Annotated in this window: 14 protein-coding genes; 10 read left to right on the top strand and 4 right to left on the bottom strand. The window is 39.8% G+C overall.

The features are described from left to right. Nucleotides 1–254 precede the first annotated feature (254 nt). Complete coding sequence (locus tag B9Y87_RS06020; protein WP_085497163.1) at nt 255–2,072, top strand: SLC13 family permease; 1,818 nt, start codon at nt 255–257, stop codon at nt 2,070–2,072. A gap of 166 nt (nt 2,073–2,238) precedes the next feature. Further along, nucleotides 2,239–3,816, top strand: a complete 1,578-nt coding sequence (locus B9Y87_RS06015) for an FG-GAP repeat domain-containing protein (protein WP_085497162.1) — start codon at nt 2,239–2,241, stop codon at nt 3,814–3,816. A 60-nt stretch (nt 3,817–3,876) separates the two neighbouring features. On the opposite strand, the gene B9Y87_RS06010 is transcribed toward B9Y87_RS06015, so the two are convergent. Next, nucleotides 3,877–4,473, bottom strand: coding sequence for a YdeI/OmpD-associated family protein (locus B9Y87_RS06010; RefSeq protein WP_085497160.1), 597 nt, complete (start codon nt 4,471–4,473; stop codon nt 3,877–3,879). A gap of 57 nt (nt 4,474–4,530) precedes the next feature. Continuing rightward, nucleotides 4,531–5,754: a peptidase T gene (gene pepT / locus B9Y87_RS06005; RefSeq protein ID WP_085497158.1), complete on the bottom strand. Its 1,224-nt coding sequence runs from the start codon at nt 5,752–5,754 to the stop codon at nt 4,531–4,533. Between the two features lie 241 nt (nt 5,755–5,995). Here pepT and B9Y87_RS06000 point away from each other — a divergent pair, with 241 nt between their 5' ends. After that, on the top strand, nt 5,996–6,412 hold the full coding sequence (locus B9Y87_RS06000; RefSeq protein ID WP_085497157.1) for a hypothetical protein: 417 nt from the start codon (nt 5,996–5,998) through the stop codon (nt 6,410–6,412). Between the two features lie 81 nt (nt 6,413–6,493). Continuing rightward, the gene (locus B9Y87_RS05995) at nt 6,494–7,537 is read left to right on the top strand and encodes a quinone-dependent dihydroorotate dehydrogenase (RefSeq protein ID WP_085497155.1); all 1,044 of its coding nucleotides are present in this window, start codon (nt 6,494–6,496) and stop codon (nt 7,535–7,537) included. Between the two features lie 264 nt (nt 7,538–7,801). On the opposite strand, the gene B9Y87_RS05990 is transcribed toward B9Y87_RS05995, so the two are convergent. Beyond that, on the bottom strand, nt 7,802–8,224 hold the full coding sequence (locus tag B9Y87_RS05990) for a Dabb family protein (protein WP_176225599.1): 423 nt from the start codon (nt 8,222–8,224) through the stop codon (nt 7,802–7,804). A gap of 256 nt (nt 8,225–8,480) precedes the next feature. Here B9Y87_RS05990 and B9Y87_RS05985 point away from each other — a divergent pair, with 256 nt between their 5' ends. The 6 genes from B9Y87_RS05985 (at nt 8,481) to guaB (ending at nt 13,997) form a co-directional block, all read left to right on the top strand. Beyond that, the gene (locus B9Y87_RS05985) at nt 8,481–9,107 is read left to right on the top strand and encodes a LysE family translocator (RefSeq protein WP_085497154.1); all 627 of its coding nucleotides are present in this window, start codon (nt 8,481–8,483) and stop codon (nt 9,105–9,107) included. 30 nt (nt 9,108–9,137) lie between these two features. Further along, the gene (locus B9Y87_RS05980; protein ID WP_085497152.1) at nt 9,138–10,004 is read left to right on the top strand and encodes a hydroxymethylglutaryl-CoA lyase; all 867 of its coding nucleotides are present in this window, start codon (nt 9,138–9,140) and stop codon (nt 10,002–10,004) included. A 156-nt stretch (nt 10,005–10,160) separates the two neighbouring features. Next, the gene (locus B9Y87_RS05975) at nt 10,161–11,339 is read left to right on the top strand and encodes a hypothetical protein (RefSeq protein ID WP_085497150.1); all 1,179 of its coding nucleotides are present in this window, start codon (nt 10,161–10,163) and stop codon (nt 11,337–11,339) included. Nucleotides 11,340–11,422: 83 nt separating this feature from the next. Continuing rightward, nucleotides 11,423–11,959 (top strand): FMN-binding protein, encoded by a 537-nt coding sequence (locus tag B9Y87_RS05970; RefSeq protein ID WP_085497148.1) that lies wholly within the window; start codon nt 11,423–11,425, stop codon nt 11,957–11,959. After that, the gene (locus tag B9Y87_RS05965; RefSeq protein WP_085497145.1) at nt 11,959–12,459 is read left to right on the top strand and encodes a hypothetical protein; all 501 of its coding nucleotides are present in this window, start codon (nt 11,959–11,961) and stop codon (nt 12,457–12,459) included. The genes B9Y87_RS05970 and B9Y87_RS05965 overlap by 1 nt, the downstream gene beginning before the upstream one ends. 65 nt (nt 12,460–12,524) lie before the next feature. Continuing rightward, complete coding sequence (gene guaB, locus B9Y87_RS05960; RefSeq protein WP_085497144.1) at nt 12,525–13,997, top strand: IMP dehydrogenase; 1,473 nt, start codon at nt 12,525–12,527, stop codon at nt 13,995–13,997. A 68-nt stretch (nt 13,998–14,065) separates the two neighbouring features. Here guaB and B9Y87_RS05955 read toward each other — a convergent pair whose 3' ends face one another. Next, nucleotides 14,066–14,599, bottom strand: a complete 534-nt coding sequence (locus B9Y87_RS05955) for a thioredoxin family protein (protein WP_245808659.1) — start codon at nt 14,597–14,599, stop codon at nt 14,066–14,068. Between the last annotated feature and the right edge of the window lie 38 nt (nt 14,600–14,637).

Below are 14,637 nucleotides of genomic sequence, written 5' to 3'. Positions count from 1 at the left end.
GTGAGGATTGTGCAAATTCTTGTGTCAAATGTATGGAGGAATGTCAAAAAGTGGTTATGATGTTCTCTGATGAAATTTAAATTCCATCAATCTTAATCCACTAATGGGTATTACAATGTTACTGTGGCTGGGGATCTCTGTTCTAGGCGTTATGGAATAATATAGGTAATTTGTAATAAGATTAAGGGCAATTGCCAAAAGAGTTCTGTAGGATGTTTTTAGTTTTTAGGGAGTCATGAATTAATAGTTATGCGATGACGTTCGAAATGGGATTGGTGTTCTTGGTTTTGTTTATTACCATAATCTTGTTTGCCCTGGAGGTTTTTCCAGTAGATAAGATAGCCTTTTTTATAATTGTTTCATTAACATTATTGGGGCTAGTGAAACCTGAAGAGGCCATAAGCGGGTTTTCCAATAGTGCCACCATAGCGGTTTTGGCCTTGATGATCCTGGCCATAGCCATGGAGGAAAATGGTGTTATTACTTGGCTTACCTCGGGTTTGGGAAAAATTAAAGCCTTTCCATTATTTGTAATAGCCCCCATTTTTATGATCGTAACCGCAAGTATTTCAGCTTTTATTAGCACTACGGCCGTCGTTATTGTTTTCATTAAAATTATAAACCAGCTCTCCGATCGGTTCAATATTTCCAAATCCAAATTATTGTTGCCCATTTCTTTTGCAGGTATTTTGGGAGGATCTTGTACCTTAATGGGGACCTCCACAAACCTTATAGTAAATTCAGTGTCACAAAACCTAGGGGCACCGGCACTGCGTTTTTTCGAATTTACTACTATAGGATTAATTTTTCTGGCCGTGTCCGTTGTCTACCTTACCTTAATGCTTGGATGGTTGCCATGGAGCGGAAAAAGGGAGCTGGAGAACGATTATAGTGTTGCAGATTATATTACCAGTGTCCGTATAAAGTCGGGCTCGCAATTGGTAAACAAAAGGTTGGAGGAAACATTTTTATACAATAATCCGGAGATATCAATACTGAAATTGTTAAGGGACAATCGAATTCACAATTCACCTGGTAAATATGTCACCCTAAAGGAAAATGATGAATTACTTTTAATGTGCAACATATTGAGCCTTTCAAAACTAAGTGATTCCCAAAACTTGGGGCTTAACGAGCAAAATAATTGGATGGCGGTCGATCATGGGGCCACTGGGGAAAAAATGGTTCCCAAATTGGAGGAACGGGTGTTTGTTGAACTGTTAATGCTTCCCGGCGCTGCGCTCTTGGGCAAGACCTTGGGGAATCTAAGAGGTTATATGCAACAAGATATTGTACCTGTTGCCATAAAGAAGCGCAAGACCTTGACGAATGTTAAGGAACGATTGGTGAGGAGCAGTTCGGATAAATTGGTGCTCAAGGCTGGTGATCGTCTACTGGTGGATGTAAGCAGGGAAAATGTTAAATCTTTGGAAGCCATTGAAAACATAGTGCTTTTACAGGAGTTTGATTCCCTCAAGACCCATTCCCGATTCGGTAGAATTTTATCGTTGGTGGTTCTTGGTTCAGTGATCGTCTTAGCGGCCACAGGGGTTCTGTCCATAATGGTAAGCGCCTTGGCCGGAGTTTCTATATTATTGCTTACCAATAACCTTAATTTGGACAGTGTTTACAAAAAGGTAAATTGGCAAATTTTCTTTTTGTTGGCGGGAATGATTCCCTTGGGTATAGCCATGCACAATACAGGTGCGGATATGTGGATTTCTGAAAAATTATTGGGACTGTTGGTAGGCCAATCCAAAACGATAATTATTGGAAGTCTCTTCTTTGTTACCATGGTTATGAGCGGTGTGGTAAGTAATAATGCTACGGCCATTATTATGACCCCAATTGCAATGGCGCTGGCAGGCGGACTTAATTTGGAATATAAGCCATTTATACTAGCTGTAATGTTTGCAGCAAATTTTAGTTTTTTTACCCCGGTAGGTTATCAGACCAATACCTTGATTTATGGCATAGGCAACTATAAATTCAAACATTTTTTTGTCATTGGGGGTATTTTAAGTCTTATACTTTGGATATTGGCAACCTTTCTTTTAGTAAGGCTGGCGTAGCTGTTATTATGGTGGGGTAGGTTTTACCCTCTCAAAGTTTGCGCTTTTGGCAGTCATGGTAGACACTATATTATTACCGTACTTGAATATTAGGTAGTATCTTCGTAGATTAAGTCGTAATCAGGAGGACATTTTTAATCGAATTCCTATATTTATCTAATATTGCATGAAGAATTTTTTTTCGCTGACCCTCCTCATTGGATTGCTATTTTCCTGTTCCGGAAACAAAAAGGAATCGCCGATTTCGGAATATAAAGAACCGACGGCAACCAATTTATCCGGAAATCGCTTGGCCGAAATTCACTGTTCCAGTTGTCATCTTTTTGTTAAACCGGAAATGTTGCCGAAGTCTAGTTGGCAACATGATGTGCTTCCTGCCATGGGGCATCGATTGGGAATTTATAAAGGAATTGTACGTCCAGATAGCCTATTTGACAATGGCCGGAGCGGGGAAGTGGTTAAAAAGGCAAATATCTTTCCGGAAAGACCCCTTATAGCCCGAGCAGATTGGAGTAAAATAGTGGACTACTACCTTGATGGAGCACCGGATACCATTTTGCCTCCTAAACGAGCCAACAAAATTAAAATGGGTCTAAAGCATTTTAAATATAGGGAGTCCGGCTTTTCACATACTCCGGCCCTAACCACAATGGTTAAATTACTTCCAGAAAATAGGGGTGTGCTATTTGCGGATAGTAAACGAAATATAAATAGCCTAACATTCCTGACCAAAGATCTTGAAAAGGATTTTATTCTTGGTCTAAAAATGGCGCCTGTCCATTATTATGAAAAATATGATACTATTTATTTGACAACGGCAGGAAAAAATATCTTTCCTAATGATGTGTCGGATGGGGCGTTGCAAAAAATATTTTCTAAGGGAACAACAGGTGATTACACCTCCAAGGAGGTAATAGCCAATTTGCAAAGGCCGGTAAATATGGCTTATGGGGACTTGGACAAGGATGGATTGGAGGACGTTGTAGCCTGTGAATATGGTAATGAAACCGGAAAATTGGTTTGGTACAAAAACGAGGGGGGAGACAAATACACTAAGAAGACTTTAGACAACAGATCTGGTGCCATTACTGCAGTGATAAAGGATGCCAATGGGGATGGCCTTCAAGATATTTTTGTGCTTATGGCCCAAGGGGATGAAGGGGTTGTGTACTATCAGAACCAGGGCAATGGTACGTTTTCCTCCAAAAGATTGCTTTCTTTTCTTCCCCTGAATGGTTCCCAGTATATGGAGTTGGTAGATTTCAATAATGATGGCTATGATGATATATTATATGTCTGCGGGGATAACGCAGACAAAACACCCATATTAAAAGACTATCACGGCATTTATATATTTCTGAATGATGGGGATTTAAATTTTAAACAATCCTATTTTTACCATTTAAACGGAGCTTATAAAGCTATGCCCAGAGATTATGATTTGGATGGAGATCTGGATATTGCGGCAATTTCATTTTTCCCTGACTATATAAATTCTGCTGAGGAAAGTTTTGTATATCTGGAAAATAAGGGTGATTTGAAATTTGAGGATTCCTTTTTTGCGGAGTCGATCAAAGGTAGATGGATCGTAATGGATGCGGAGGATATGGATGCAGATGGCGATATTGACTTGGCCCTCGGGTCCTTTGTGTATTTTCTTCCATTAGGGGATACGACCGGTCTGGGCCAAAAATGGCTGTCCAACGGACCATCAATTATAGTGCTGGAAAATACCACAAAATAAATCAATTATATCAGGTCGGAATTGGAATATCCAACTCCATTTATTTTTTTTGACTACTGACTACCCTTTCCTATATCGATCGTGCAGCCCCATACCTTTTTCCAATAGGGGAATACATTTCTGCAGTCGGGACAGTTTGGTCTTTTCCTGTTTGGCCTCAGAAATATACGCACAATATTCCCTTTGTTTGTAAGGGCTTAGGCTTTCATAACTTACTTTTAACGCCTGATTATTGCCAAGTGTTTTTTTTAATAAGGGAGGCATTAAAATTGGCTTGTTTTTTTCGTGGGCTAGGGTAAGTCCCTTTTTTTGGTTGCTAATAGCTTCATGAAAATAGGATAAAACCACAGCCTCATCAATGTCCTCTTTATTACTGAATTTCCAATGCCTCATGGCCTTTGTTTTACCCTCCTGAGCATTTTCGAGTACTTTTTTCGGGTCTTTTAAAAAGACGCCATTACAGAACCATATACCGAAATGGTGCTTGAAGGCCAATATTCCAAGAACATTCTTATTGTCTATAGTGTATACGGGGATACCCCATTTGTAGGTTTCAATAAGCTCAGTTTTTCGGGCCAATTCCCTCAAAAGTCCAATACCTTCTTTAAAGGGTTGTTCTTTTGCGAAATAGGCCTCTATCTTTTCTTGGTTATTCATTTTTATGCCAAATGAAATGTTTCTTCTTGTGCTTATTGAAGCAACTACTTACTAATGCTACCTTTCAGCTGTAAGTTCGCAAATTTTTACGATAACATTAACGGCTTTCTGCATGCTTTCTACAGGGACATATTCATATTTTCCATGAAAATTATGTCCGCCTGCAAAAATATTGGGACAGGGCAAGCCCATATAACTCAATTGAGAGCCGTCTGTACCTCCCCGTATAGGTTTAATAATTGGGGTAATGCCCAAGCTTTCCATGGCTTCTTTGGCAATTTCAACTATATGCATTACCGGTTCAATTTTTTCCCGCATATTAAAATATTGATCTTTAATGTCAAGGGTTGCAAAATCCCCGTATTCCGCATTCAATTTTTCCGTGATATAATGTAAAAGTTCTTTGCGCTGTTCAAACTTTTTTTGGTCGTGATCCCGAATGATCAATTCAATTTCGGCCAGTTCTATTTCTCCTTTAATATGGTGTATATGGTAAAAACCTTCCCGTCCGGTAGTTTTTTGTGGGACTTCATGTCCAGGCAATTGCGAAATAAAATCGTTGGCGATCAAAATGGCATTTACCATTTTACCTTTGGCATAACCAGGATGTACACTTTTTCCTTTGATGGTTATTTTGGCACCTGCCGCATTAAAGTTTTCATATTCCAGTTCCCCAATTTGGCTACCGTCCATTGTATATGCCCAATCGGCCCCAAAAGCGGCAACATCAAAATGGTGTGCCCCACGGCCAATTTCTTCATCTGGGGTAAAACCTACCCTGATCTTGCCATGTTTAATTTCCGGATGCTGTATTAAATATTCCATGGCCGTAATAATCTCTGTTATTCCGGCCTTGTCGTCGGCACCTAACAAAGTGGTGCCATCTGTAGTAATAAGTGTATTACCTTTGTATTGCAATAGGTCCTCGAAATAACTGGGAGACAGAACAATATTTTCCCCTTTGTTTAGGACAATATCCCCGCCATTATAATTTTTGATGATTTGAGGCTTAACCTCGGTGGCCGTGAAATCGGGTGAAGTATCAAAATGGGAAATAAATCCGATAGTGGGCACTTCCTTTTCCAAATTACTGGGCAATGTGGCCATAATGTATGCCTTGTCATCGATAACCACATCCTGCATTCCAATTTGCTTAAGTTCTGCCACTAATTTATGGGCAAGTGTCCATTGCTTTTCTGTGCTAGGGGTAGTGTTGGAATTAGGATCGCTTTGGGTGTCAATGCTTATATAACTTATAAATCGGTCTATAATGTGTTTCATAAAACTAAATTTTAATCAAAAATACATTTTATATTGTTTTAATTGGGCCTGTTGCGTCAACTGTAATTTATCGTAGGGTCGGGCATATCTATAGAGGTAAGTTACCCTGGTTCATGAACCTATGGTTGAGTGTTAATTATATGGTATATTGGAGATATGTACTTGTAAATATAAGCATGGGAGAGTAGCAAGTGGTTACATTATTACTTTATATTTGTATTCTAAATCAGCTCAAAAACCTATGAATAAAAACGTTTTTTTTACCTTGATTCTTATTGTCGGATTTTTGATTTCCGTACAGGCACAACAAGAATGTAGTTTGGGTATTGGTGCAACGGAATCGGATACCATAATACAAATATTTCAGCTCAAAGAAGAGCAGATAGCTAACTTGGAGGAGTTTAAGTCGGCATTGGAAATTGAAACACGCTTGTTGGATGAAGAGCGGAAAAATCTATTTGAAAATCACCCGCAAAGTACTCCTGAGGATTTAACGACCTTGGGAACGAAGTATAAGGTTCTGGAGGAGAGAATGAAACAGGTTTTTAAAAAATACGACCTTAAACTTTTGGCACTTTTCAATGAAAAGCAGTACCAAAGGTATGTTACACTTTGTCAGGAAGTATCCCGGCAACCTTTGGTGGTGGTAGGGGAATAAGTTGGGGCAAATGTTAATAAAAAGCGTGTGCTTAGGATAGTTTAGCAACGGTAGTTTGTATTTTTGCGGAAAATAATTTAAATGTACAAGCAGCTTATCCGACCCATACTTTTTCAATTTGATCCCGAAAAAGTTCACCATTTTACTTTTAGAACAATTCGTTTTTTTTCCAGTATAGGATTTGCTGGATTATTCAGGGCCATATATTCGGTCAATGATCCACGTCTGGAACGTGAATTGTTTGGTTTAAAATTCAAAAATCCGGTGGGATTGGCAGCAGGTTTCGACAAGGATGCAAAGTTGTACAACGAATTGTCCGATTTTGGATTTGGATTTATTGAAATAGGAACCTTGACTCCCAAACCTCAGGATGGAAATCCAAAAAAGCGCTTGTTTCGCTTAAAGAAAGATCAAGCCATCGTCAACAGAATGGGTTTCAATAATAAGGGGGTATTCGATGCTGTTGAAAATCTAAAGAAAAAGCATAGGGTATTGATCGGGGGTAATATAGGGAAGAACAAGGTGACCCCCAACGAACTGGCAGCAAAGGATTATTTGATATGTTTTGATGCCCTGTTCGACCATGTGGATTATTTTGTTGTAAATGTTAGCTCACCTAATACACCCGGTCTAAGGGAACTTCAGGACAGGCAACCTCTAACGGCCTTGCTGAAGGAATTGAAAAAGAAAAATAACAAATTGGCAAAAGAAAAGAATAGAAGGGAAAAACCCATTCTTTTGAAAATTGCCCCAGATTTAACGGATGACCAGTTGCTGGATATTATAGGCATTGTCAAGGATACAAACATAGATGGGGTAATTGCCACCAATACCACTATTGCCCGCGATAATTTAAAATCCGATATTTTGTTAAAGGAGGAAACGGGTGGTTTAAGTGGTAGACCTCTTACTAGTAGGAGTACGGAAGTAATCCGTTTTTTGGCACAAAAAAGCAATAAGGCGTTTCCTATTATAGGGGTCGGTGGAATTCATTCTGCCGAAGACGCACTTGAAAAACTGGACGCCGGTGCCGATTTGGTCCAATTGTATACGGGGTTTATCTATGAAGGCCCCGCACTTATTAAGAAGATCAACAAGGCCATTGTTAGCAGAACTAACAACTGAAAAGGATAAATAGTTTGATTAGTGAAACTCAATTTTGAGAAGTCAGTAAGATGCGCTGAAAATTGTAAGTTGAACTAATCCCGCCTTTTTCGGCGGGAAGGAGGTTCAGTACTTCGACTCTTGGTCGATTCCCATTATTGGGTTCGGGGCTTGCCCTGATGCTGAATACCTTTTATTTAGTAAAAAAAGCAGGCTTGTCCCATAGTTGGGTAAGCCTGCTTTTTCTTGGACAAGATCGATAATTCTTATCCAAAACAGATTTTATTATTTAGTCCAATAATCCACTACGGTAACATCTTCCAAATGCGGGGTCAATACCGCTCCAAAAGCCTTATGATCCGGATGTGGAAGATATATGGCACGATCCTCCTCACTATGGAAGGTAAGGAAAAAACAATGCGTAAATCCTTTGTCCAATCCTTCAGGACTGTTGTTAATTCCCCATTCATAACCCACTATCTGTGGTATTTTGGAAGGTAAGGCACTAAAAGCGGCCTCTACTTTTGCAATATCCTCTTTGGAGGTATTGGCTTTAAACTTAAAAAGTACTACATGGCGTAATACGCTGTCCTGTTTTTTGGAGTTTTTCATTGTTATATCCTTGTTCAAATTATTAGTGTTGGGGATGTTGTAACTCATCAATAGTATGGCAGCCAATAGGCTCACGGTATAAAAAACTGGTTTCATATATAAATTTTTGTGGAAGATATAAAAAAGATACTTAAGGCTCGTTTGTTCGTATGATATTTATAAGGTTTTATTAGTCAAACCTCTATTGAAACCTTAGACCAATTGCAATAGGATGGTCCTACGCATCAAGCCAAGGTATCGGTGTTTAAAAGAGGGGCAAGGCTTCCACTTTGGTTTAGTATCTTTATTTATAGAAAAAGCGACAAATAATCGCTAATTTCCGACCTTTGTTTACTAAGCAAATTACGGGGATTTGAATTACGATATTTTATTGACATTTGTATTGGCCACGGCTGCATTGGCCATTTCTCCTGGGCCGGACAATATTTTTGTGCTGATCCAAAGCATTACCAATGGCAAGAAGTATGGCATTGCAACCGTAGCGGGATTAATGACCGGCTGTTTGGTACATGCAGCGCTACTGGCTTTTGGGTTTTCTGCTATTATCAAACAGAATCCCAATCTGTATTTCTCCATTAAACTATTTGGGGCCTGTTATATGTTTTATTTAGCATTAAAGGTAATACGTAGTCCTAAAGATCTCGATATTTCTGATAGAAATGGGAAGAAAAAATCTTTAAGCGCCCTATATAGACAAGGTTTTATAATGAATGTACTGAATCCTAAGGTCGGTTTGTTTTTCCTTGCTTTTTTTCCCGGTTTTCTATTTAGTCACTTTTTAAATATTGTACTGCAGATTTATGTTTTGGCATTCATCTTTATCATGGTTTCTTTTGTGATATTTGGTACAATAGCCTTTATGGCAGGATCAATTTCGGAATATATTAGGGCAAACAAGACTATAGGGCAAACTTTATCTTGGCTACAGGTCATTGTTTTCGTGGGTATTGGTGTTTATCTCTTATTATCTGATAAATAATATTAATTTTGATAAAGCTTAAGCAGGGGAATGTCCAATACCGTTAAAATAGTAGAATGCCCAAGAGATGCCATGCAAGGTATCAAAACTTTTATTCCAACAGAAAAAAAGGTAAAGTACATTCAATCCCTTTTGAATTGTGGTTTCGATACTATCGATTTTGGGAGTTTTGTTTCGCCTAGGGCCATACCTCAAATGGTAGATACGGCTGAGGTCCTTGCCCAATTGGACCTGTCCAAGACTACAAGTAAGTTATTGGCTATTGTGGCCAATGTAAGGGGAGCCCAAGATGCTGCCGAACATAATTCCATTGATTATTTGGGATATCCTTTTTCCATATCGGAGAATTTTCAAATGCGGAACACCCATAAGACCATTGCCGAATCCGTAGCTACCTTGGAAGAGATTTTGAGGATTGCCAATGACTCTGGCAAGGAAGTGGTGACCTATATTTCTATGGGCTTCGGGAACCCATATGGCGATCCATGGAATGTTGGCATAGTGGGTGAATGGACAACAAGACTGGCCGGGATGGGGGTAAAAATAGTATCACTTTCGGATACAGTGGGCTCTTCGACACCCGAGGTAATCGACTATTTATTTTCCAACCTGATTCCAAAATTTCCAGAAATTGAATTTGGAGCACATTTACATACCACTCCGTCCAAATGGCATGAAAAAGTAGATGCCGCTTACAAGGCCGGCTGTCGAAGATTTGATGGTGCGGTACAAGGTTTTGGGGGCTGTCCTATGGCCAAGGATGAGCTTACTGGAAATATGCCCACGGAGAAGATGCTTTCTTACTTCACTGCGGTTAAGGCCGAAACCAATGTTAATTGGATGGCTTTTGAGGCGGCTTTCAACAAGGCTTCGGATTTGTTCTCGTCATATCACTAAAAAACTTTGGCTGGAGGATTCCATGAGTAGTTCACGGTTTGTTAAATTTTAACGTTTATTTAGATTTAGTTTAAATTAATTTGTCAGTTTGCTTCTTGACATTATATTTGCACCCGAAATTTATATTTATCCAATCTAAATAAGAACAATTAAATAATGAAAAGGATTTCGTTACTATTCGGATTACTCCTAACAACTGGAGTATTTGCTCAGACTGCCAATGATTCCATTACCTTGGATCCACAAAAACAATTGAATGCGGCCCAGCGTATACTATCCGGGAATTATGCCTCGGCGGTTACCGTAGGTGCCTATGGAGAAATGCTTTACAATCAGCCAGAAGGTGACAATGGGGAGATAGACGTTCAAAGGTTGGTACTGCTTTTAGGTTATAGATTCAATGAAAGGGCTCAATTTGTTACGGAAATAGAATTTGAGCATGTTGAGGAAGTATATGTTGAACAGGCTTTTGTTAACTATAATCTTGGAAATAGCGTAAATCTAAGAGGTGGATTAATGTTGGTGCCCATGGGCATCGTTAACGAATACCATGAACCCACAACTTTTAACGGAACAGAGCGTCCTGCCATGGACAATGTGATAGTGCCTACCACTTGGAGGGAACTTGGAGTTGGTGTCTTCGGGAGGGTAAACGACCTTTCCTTAGGCTATCAAGCGTATTTATTCAACGGATTTAAATCTACCGAGGCCGATGGCGAAGGTGGAATCAGTGGATTTTTACAAGGCTCCAGCGGATTGAGGGGCGGAAGACAAAAAGGAATCAAATCTACCATAGATAGTCCAACCCTTTCTGCCAAATTGGATTATTATGGAGTACCTGGCCTGCGTTTGGGACTTTCAGGATATTTCGGTAAAACACAGGCGGCCGATGATGTTGAGGAGCTTACCGGAGCAAACATTGGAATTTCAATGGTTGGCTTGGATGCAAGATATGCTTATGGGAATTTTACCGCAAGAGGGCAATTTATTTATGCCTCCCTTTCGAATACCGAGGATTACAACGCTTTAACCGGTAGTAATTTGGGTAGTGCCCTACAAGGATGGTATGTGGAAGGTGCCTATAACCTTTTGCCCGCTGGTAATGAGCAAAAACTATTTGCCTTTGCCAGATACGAAAAATATGATACCCACGCCGATACAGCGGGATCCTTGGTACGGAACGATGCATACAACAAAACGGATGTAACAACGGGACTTACCTACCATTTGGCCCCTGGGGTAGTGTTGAAAGGGGATTATCAATTTAAGTCGAACGCAGTTGACAATAGTGACCTACCAAATGTATTGAATTTTGGAATAGGCGTTTGGTTCTAATCCAGAAGATTGAAATTACTAATTCATAGCCCTAAATATCTCAATTATTATTAAAAATGATTCTAAATTAGTATATTTGGGGCATGAATTTGAGAAAGAGGACAACGGTTATATTAATTATATTTTCTATGGTATTTTTTGGGTTTGGCATCCCGAAAAATGTTCAAAAGAAAATGGATAAGGAAGTAGAAAAGGTATTTGATACCACTAATTATTCCTTAGTGCCCATTACTGTTTCAAAAGCAGTAAGCGATCTGCTTCCAACCAAAATTACTGCTGATAATTTCTTTCGGATAAAACAGGACAAGACCCTGTTGGGTTATGCCTTTGTTGATCAGGCTCCCAGTAAAACCGCCCAGTTCGATTATTTGGTGGTCTTCAACCCAAATTTGGAAATCATCCACTCCAAGGTGTTGATATATCGGGAGGAATATGGTGGGGAAATAGGAAGCAAGAGGTGGCTGGAGCAGTTTAACGGTAAATCAGGAAAAGATAGGGTTAGCCATGAAACCAACATAGACGGTATTTCCGGGGCAACAATTTCTGTACGTTCCATGACCAACTCCATGGATAACCTATTGCAATCGGTTGGAATCCTTCAAGAAAAAAAGATGCTTTAATGGGGTATGATGGTCTATTACTGACGCTGCCCAAGGGAATAAAATGGTTTGTTGCCATTTTTGTTCTTGTTCTAAGTATTGGCTTTTATACAGGTCTTTTGTTTGTTTCTGAAACCAGCACTTCCTCGCCCCAAGGAATTGTGGAAAATTATTTGGGAAATGAAGAGGATGAAGAGGCCGAGGTAATGAAGTTTAAAAAAGGGGAACGGGAGATGCTTACCATAATACACACCCATATACTTTCCATGTCGCTCATTTTTTTTCTACTTGGCGGTCTGGTATGGCTTGCCAAACTTCCTCACAAGCTTAAAATGTTCCTGACTATTGAACCTTTTTTATCCGTGATTTTGACTTTCGGGGGTATTTATTTTATGTGGTCGGGGCTACTATGGATGAAATATGTGGTTATCCTTTCCGGAATTTTAATGACCTTGACCTATAGTATTGCTGCCCTCTTGGTGGTTTATCAATTGTGTAAGAAAACGGTAACAGTCAATTAACACAATAACTGTTCATCAGTTCCTTTAAATGTAGTATATTTGCACGCAATTAATCTTTAATTGCTATGCAAGCTCACCTAAATAAAATTGTTGGAGAAGGTCTTACGTACGATGACGTACTCTTGGTTCCAGCTTTTTCAGAAGTACTTCCTAGGGAAGTTAATATTCAAACAAAATTTACTAGAAACATTACGATCAATGTTCCCATTGTTTCTGCGGCTATGGATACCGTTACGGAGTCCCGTATGGCAATTGCCATTGCCCAGGAAGGTGGAATAGGTGTTTTGCATAAGAACATGACCATAGAACAGCAAGCGCTGAAGGTCCGCAAGGTAAAACGGGCGGAAAGTGGTATGATCATAGACCCTGTTACCCTGCCTTTAAATTCCAAGGTAAGGGATGCAAAAGCCAATATGAAGGAATTTAGCATTGGTGGAATACCCATTGTGGATGCTGAAGGTAAGCTAATAGGAATTGTGACCAATAGGGATCTTCGTTTTGAGAAAAATAATGATCGTCCCATTTCTGAGGTTATGACTTCCAAAAATCTGGTTACTGTTGGCGAAGGGACTTCCTTAGAGCAAGCGGAGGATATTTTGCAAGTGAATAAAATTGAAAAATTACCAGTTGTCGACAAGGACTACAAGCTGGTTGGTTTAATCACCTTTAGGGATATTACAAAACTAACCCAAAAGCCTATTGCTAATAAAGATCAGTACGGAAGATTGCGGGTTGCCGCAGCTTTAGGGGTTACCGGTGACGCTGTGGATAGGGCGGAAGCTTTGGTCAATGCAGGGGTAGATGCTGTTGTGATCGATACTGCACATGGACATACCAAAGGTGTGGTTACGGTTTTGAAGGAAGTTAAAAAGAGATTTCCGGATTTGGAAGTGATTGTAGGGAATATAGCTACTGCAGAAGCTGCGAAGTATTTGGTAGCAGCGGGAGCGGATGCTGTGAAAGTGGGAATAGGACCTGGTTCAATCTGTACCACCCGCGTGGTTGCAGGGGTTGGTTTTCCTCAATTTTCAGCGGTATTGGAAGTAGCTGCTGCCATAAAGGGCAGTGGGGTACCAGTAATCGCCGATGGTGGAATCCGTTATACGGGAGATATTCCCAAGGCTATAGCCGCTGGAGCTGATACCGTAATGTTGGGCTCTTTGTTGGCAGGAACAAAAGAGTCACCGGGAGAAACGATTATCTACGAAGGGCGTAAATTTAAATCCTATAGAGGGATGGGTTCTGTCGAGGCCATGAAACAAGGTAGTAAGGATAGGTATTTCCAAGATGTGGAAGATGATATCAAAAAATTGGTGCCGGAAGGAATCGTGGGTCGCGTACCTTATAAGGGAGATCTTTATGAAAGTATCCATCAGTTTATTGGAGGTCTGCGTGCCGGGATGGGATATTGCGGGGCCAAGGATATAGAAACGCTAAAGGAGACTGGAAGATTTGTTAAGATTACGGCAAGTGGAATTAACGAAAGCCATCCACATGACGTAACCATTACCAAGGAATCACCCAACTATAGTAGGTAAGTTGGACTTAGACAAATAAAAAAAGCCGGTTATACCGGCTTTTTTTATACTATATTATGTCTAATTTTCTATTTGCTTTCGCTGTCGTAGGTATTCCAGTCTTTTTCCTTGTGAATGTCTTCACCAAAATATTTGGCTATTTTTAGGAAAGGTTCCGGTTTCTGATAACCAGGAACGGGCGATAGCATATTCATCTTTTCATCCAAGAAAATGGTTGTGGGATAACTCATTTTACCCTGCATCAATGCTGCTGCAAATTCGTGATATCCATTTCTGCCCGAAGGAACAAATTTAAAGGTCTTGCCTCTGAAAACTATAGGTTCCTTACCTTCTCCATCCAACTTTACCATATAATAGTTTTTGGACATATATTCGGCCACTTCTGCATTCTGAAAGGTATCCTTATCCATTTTTTTACACCATCCACACCAATCTGTATAGACATCAATAAAAATTTTCTTCGGATTTTTCTCCGTCTCGGCCAATTTGGCGGCTTCATCCCAACTTAGCCATTTCACTTCCTGTGCCAAGCTACCAAAGGGTAAAATGGCCAGACCAAAAAGAACGGCTATTTTGAAAAATGATTTGGAAACTAATTTCACGACCATATTTTAAGGGATTAGTCCGACAACAACATCAA

It is taken from the genome of Arenibacter troitsensis (assembly GCF_900177645.1).
Taxonomy (GTDB): domain Bacteria; phylum Bacteroidota; class Bacteroidia; order Flavobacteriales; family Flavobacteriaceae; genus Arenibacter; species Arenibacter troitsensis.
Note: the sequence above shows the minus strand (reverse complement) of the source record. Positions and strands in the feature narration are given on the sequence as shown.

What these genes read in the sequence shown, in the direction of transcription:
- pepT (WP_085497158.1), bottom strand. Translation starts at nt 5,754, where the DNA reads ATGAAACACATTATAGACCGATTTATAAGTTATATAAGCATTGACACC.
- B9Y87_RS06010 (WP_085497160.1), bottom strand. Translation starts at nt 4,473, where the DNA reads ATGAATAACCAAGAAAAGATAGAGGCCTATTTCGCAAAAGAACAACCC.
- B9Y87_RS05980 (WP_085497152.1), top strand. Translation starts at nt 9,138, where the DNA reads ATGTCCAATACCGTTAAAATAGTAGAATGCCCAAGAGATGCCATGCAA.
- B9Y87_RS05995 (WP_085497155.1), top strand. Translation starts at nt 6,494, where the DNA reads ATGTACAAGCAGCTTATCCGACCCATACTTTTTCAATTTGATCCCGAA.
- B9Y87_RS06020 (WP_085497163.1), top strand. Translation starts at nt 255, where the DNA reads ATGACGTTCGAAATGGGATTGGTGTTCTTGGTTTTGTTTATTACCATA.
- guaB (WP_085497144.1), top strand. Translation starts at nt 12,525, where the DNA reads ATGCAAGCTCACCTAAATAAAATTGTTGGAGAAGGTCTTACGTACGAT.
- B9Y87_RS05975 (WP_085497150.1), top strand. Translation starts at nt 10,161, where the DNA reads ATGAAAAGGATTTCGTTACTATTCGGATTACTCCTAACAACTGGAGTA.
- B9Y87_RS06015 (WP_085497162.1), top strand. Translation starts at nt 2,239, where the DNA reads ATGAAGAATTTTTTTTCGCTGACCCTCCTCATTGGATTGCTATTTTCC.
- B9Y87_RS05990 (WP_176225599.1), bottom strand. Translation starts at nt 8,224, where the DNA reads ATGAAACCAGTTTTTTATACCGTGAGCCTATTGGCTGCCATACTATTG.
- B9Y87_RS05970 (WP_085497148.1), top strand. Translation starts at nt 11,423, where the DNA reads ATGAATTTGAGAAAGAGGACAACGGTTATATTAATTATATTTTCTATG.
- B9Y87_RS05965 (WP_085497145.1), top strand. Translation starts at nt 11,959, where the DNA reads ATGGGGTATGATGGTCTATTACTGACGCTGCCCAAGGGAATAAAATGG.
- B9Y87_RS06000 (WP_085497157.1), top strand. Translation starts at nt 5,996, where the DNA reads ATGAATAAAAACGTTTTTTTTACCTTGATTCTTATTGTCGGATTTTTG.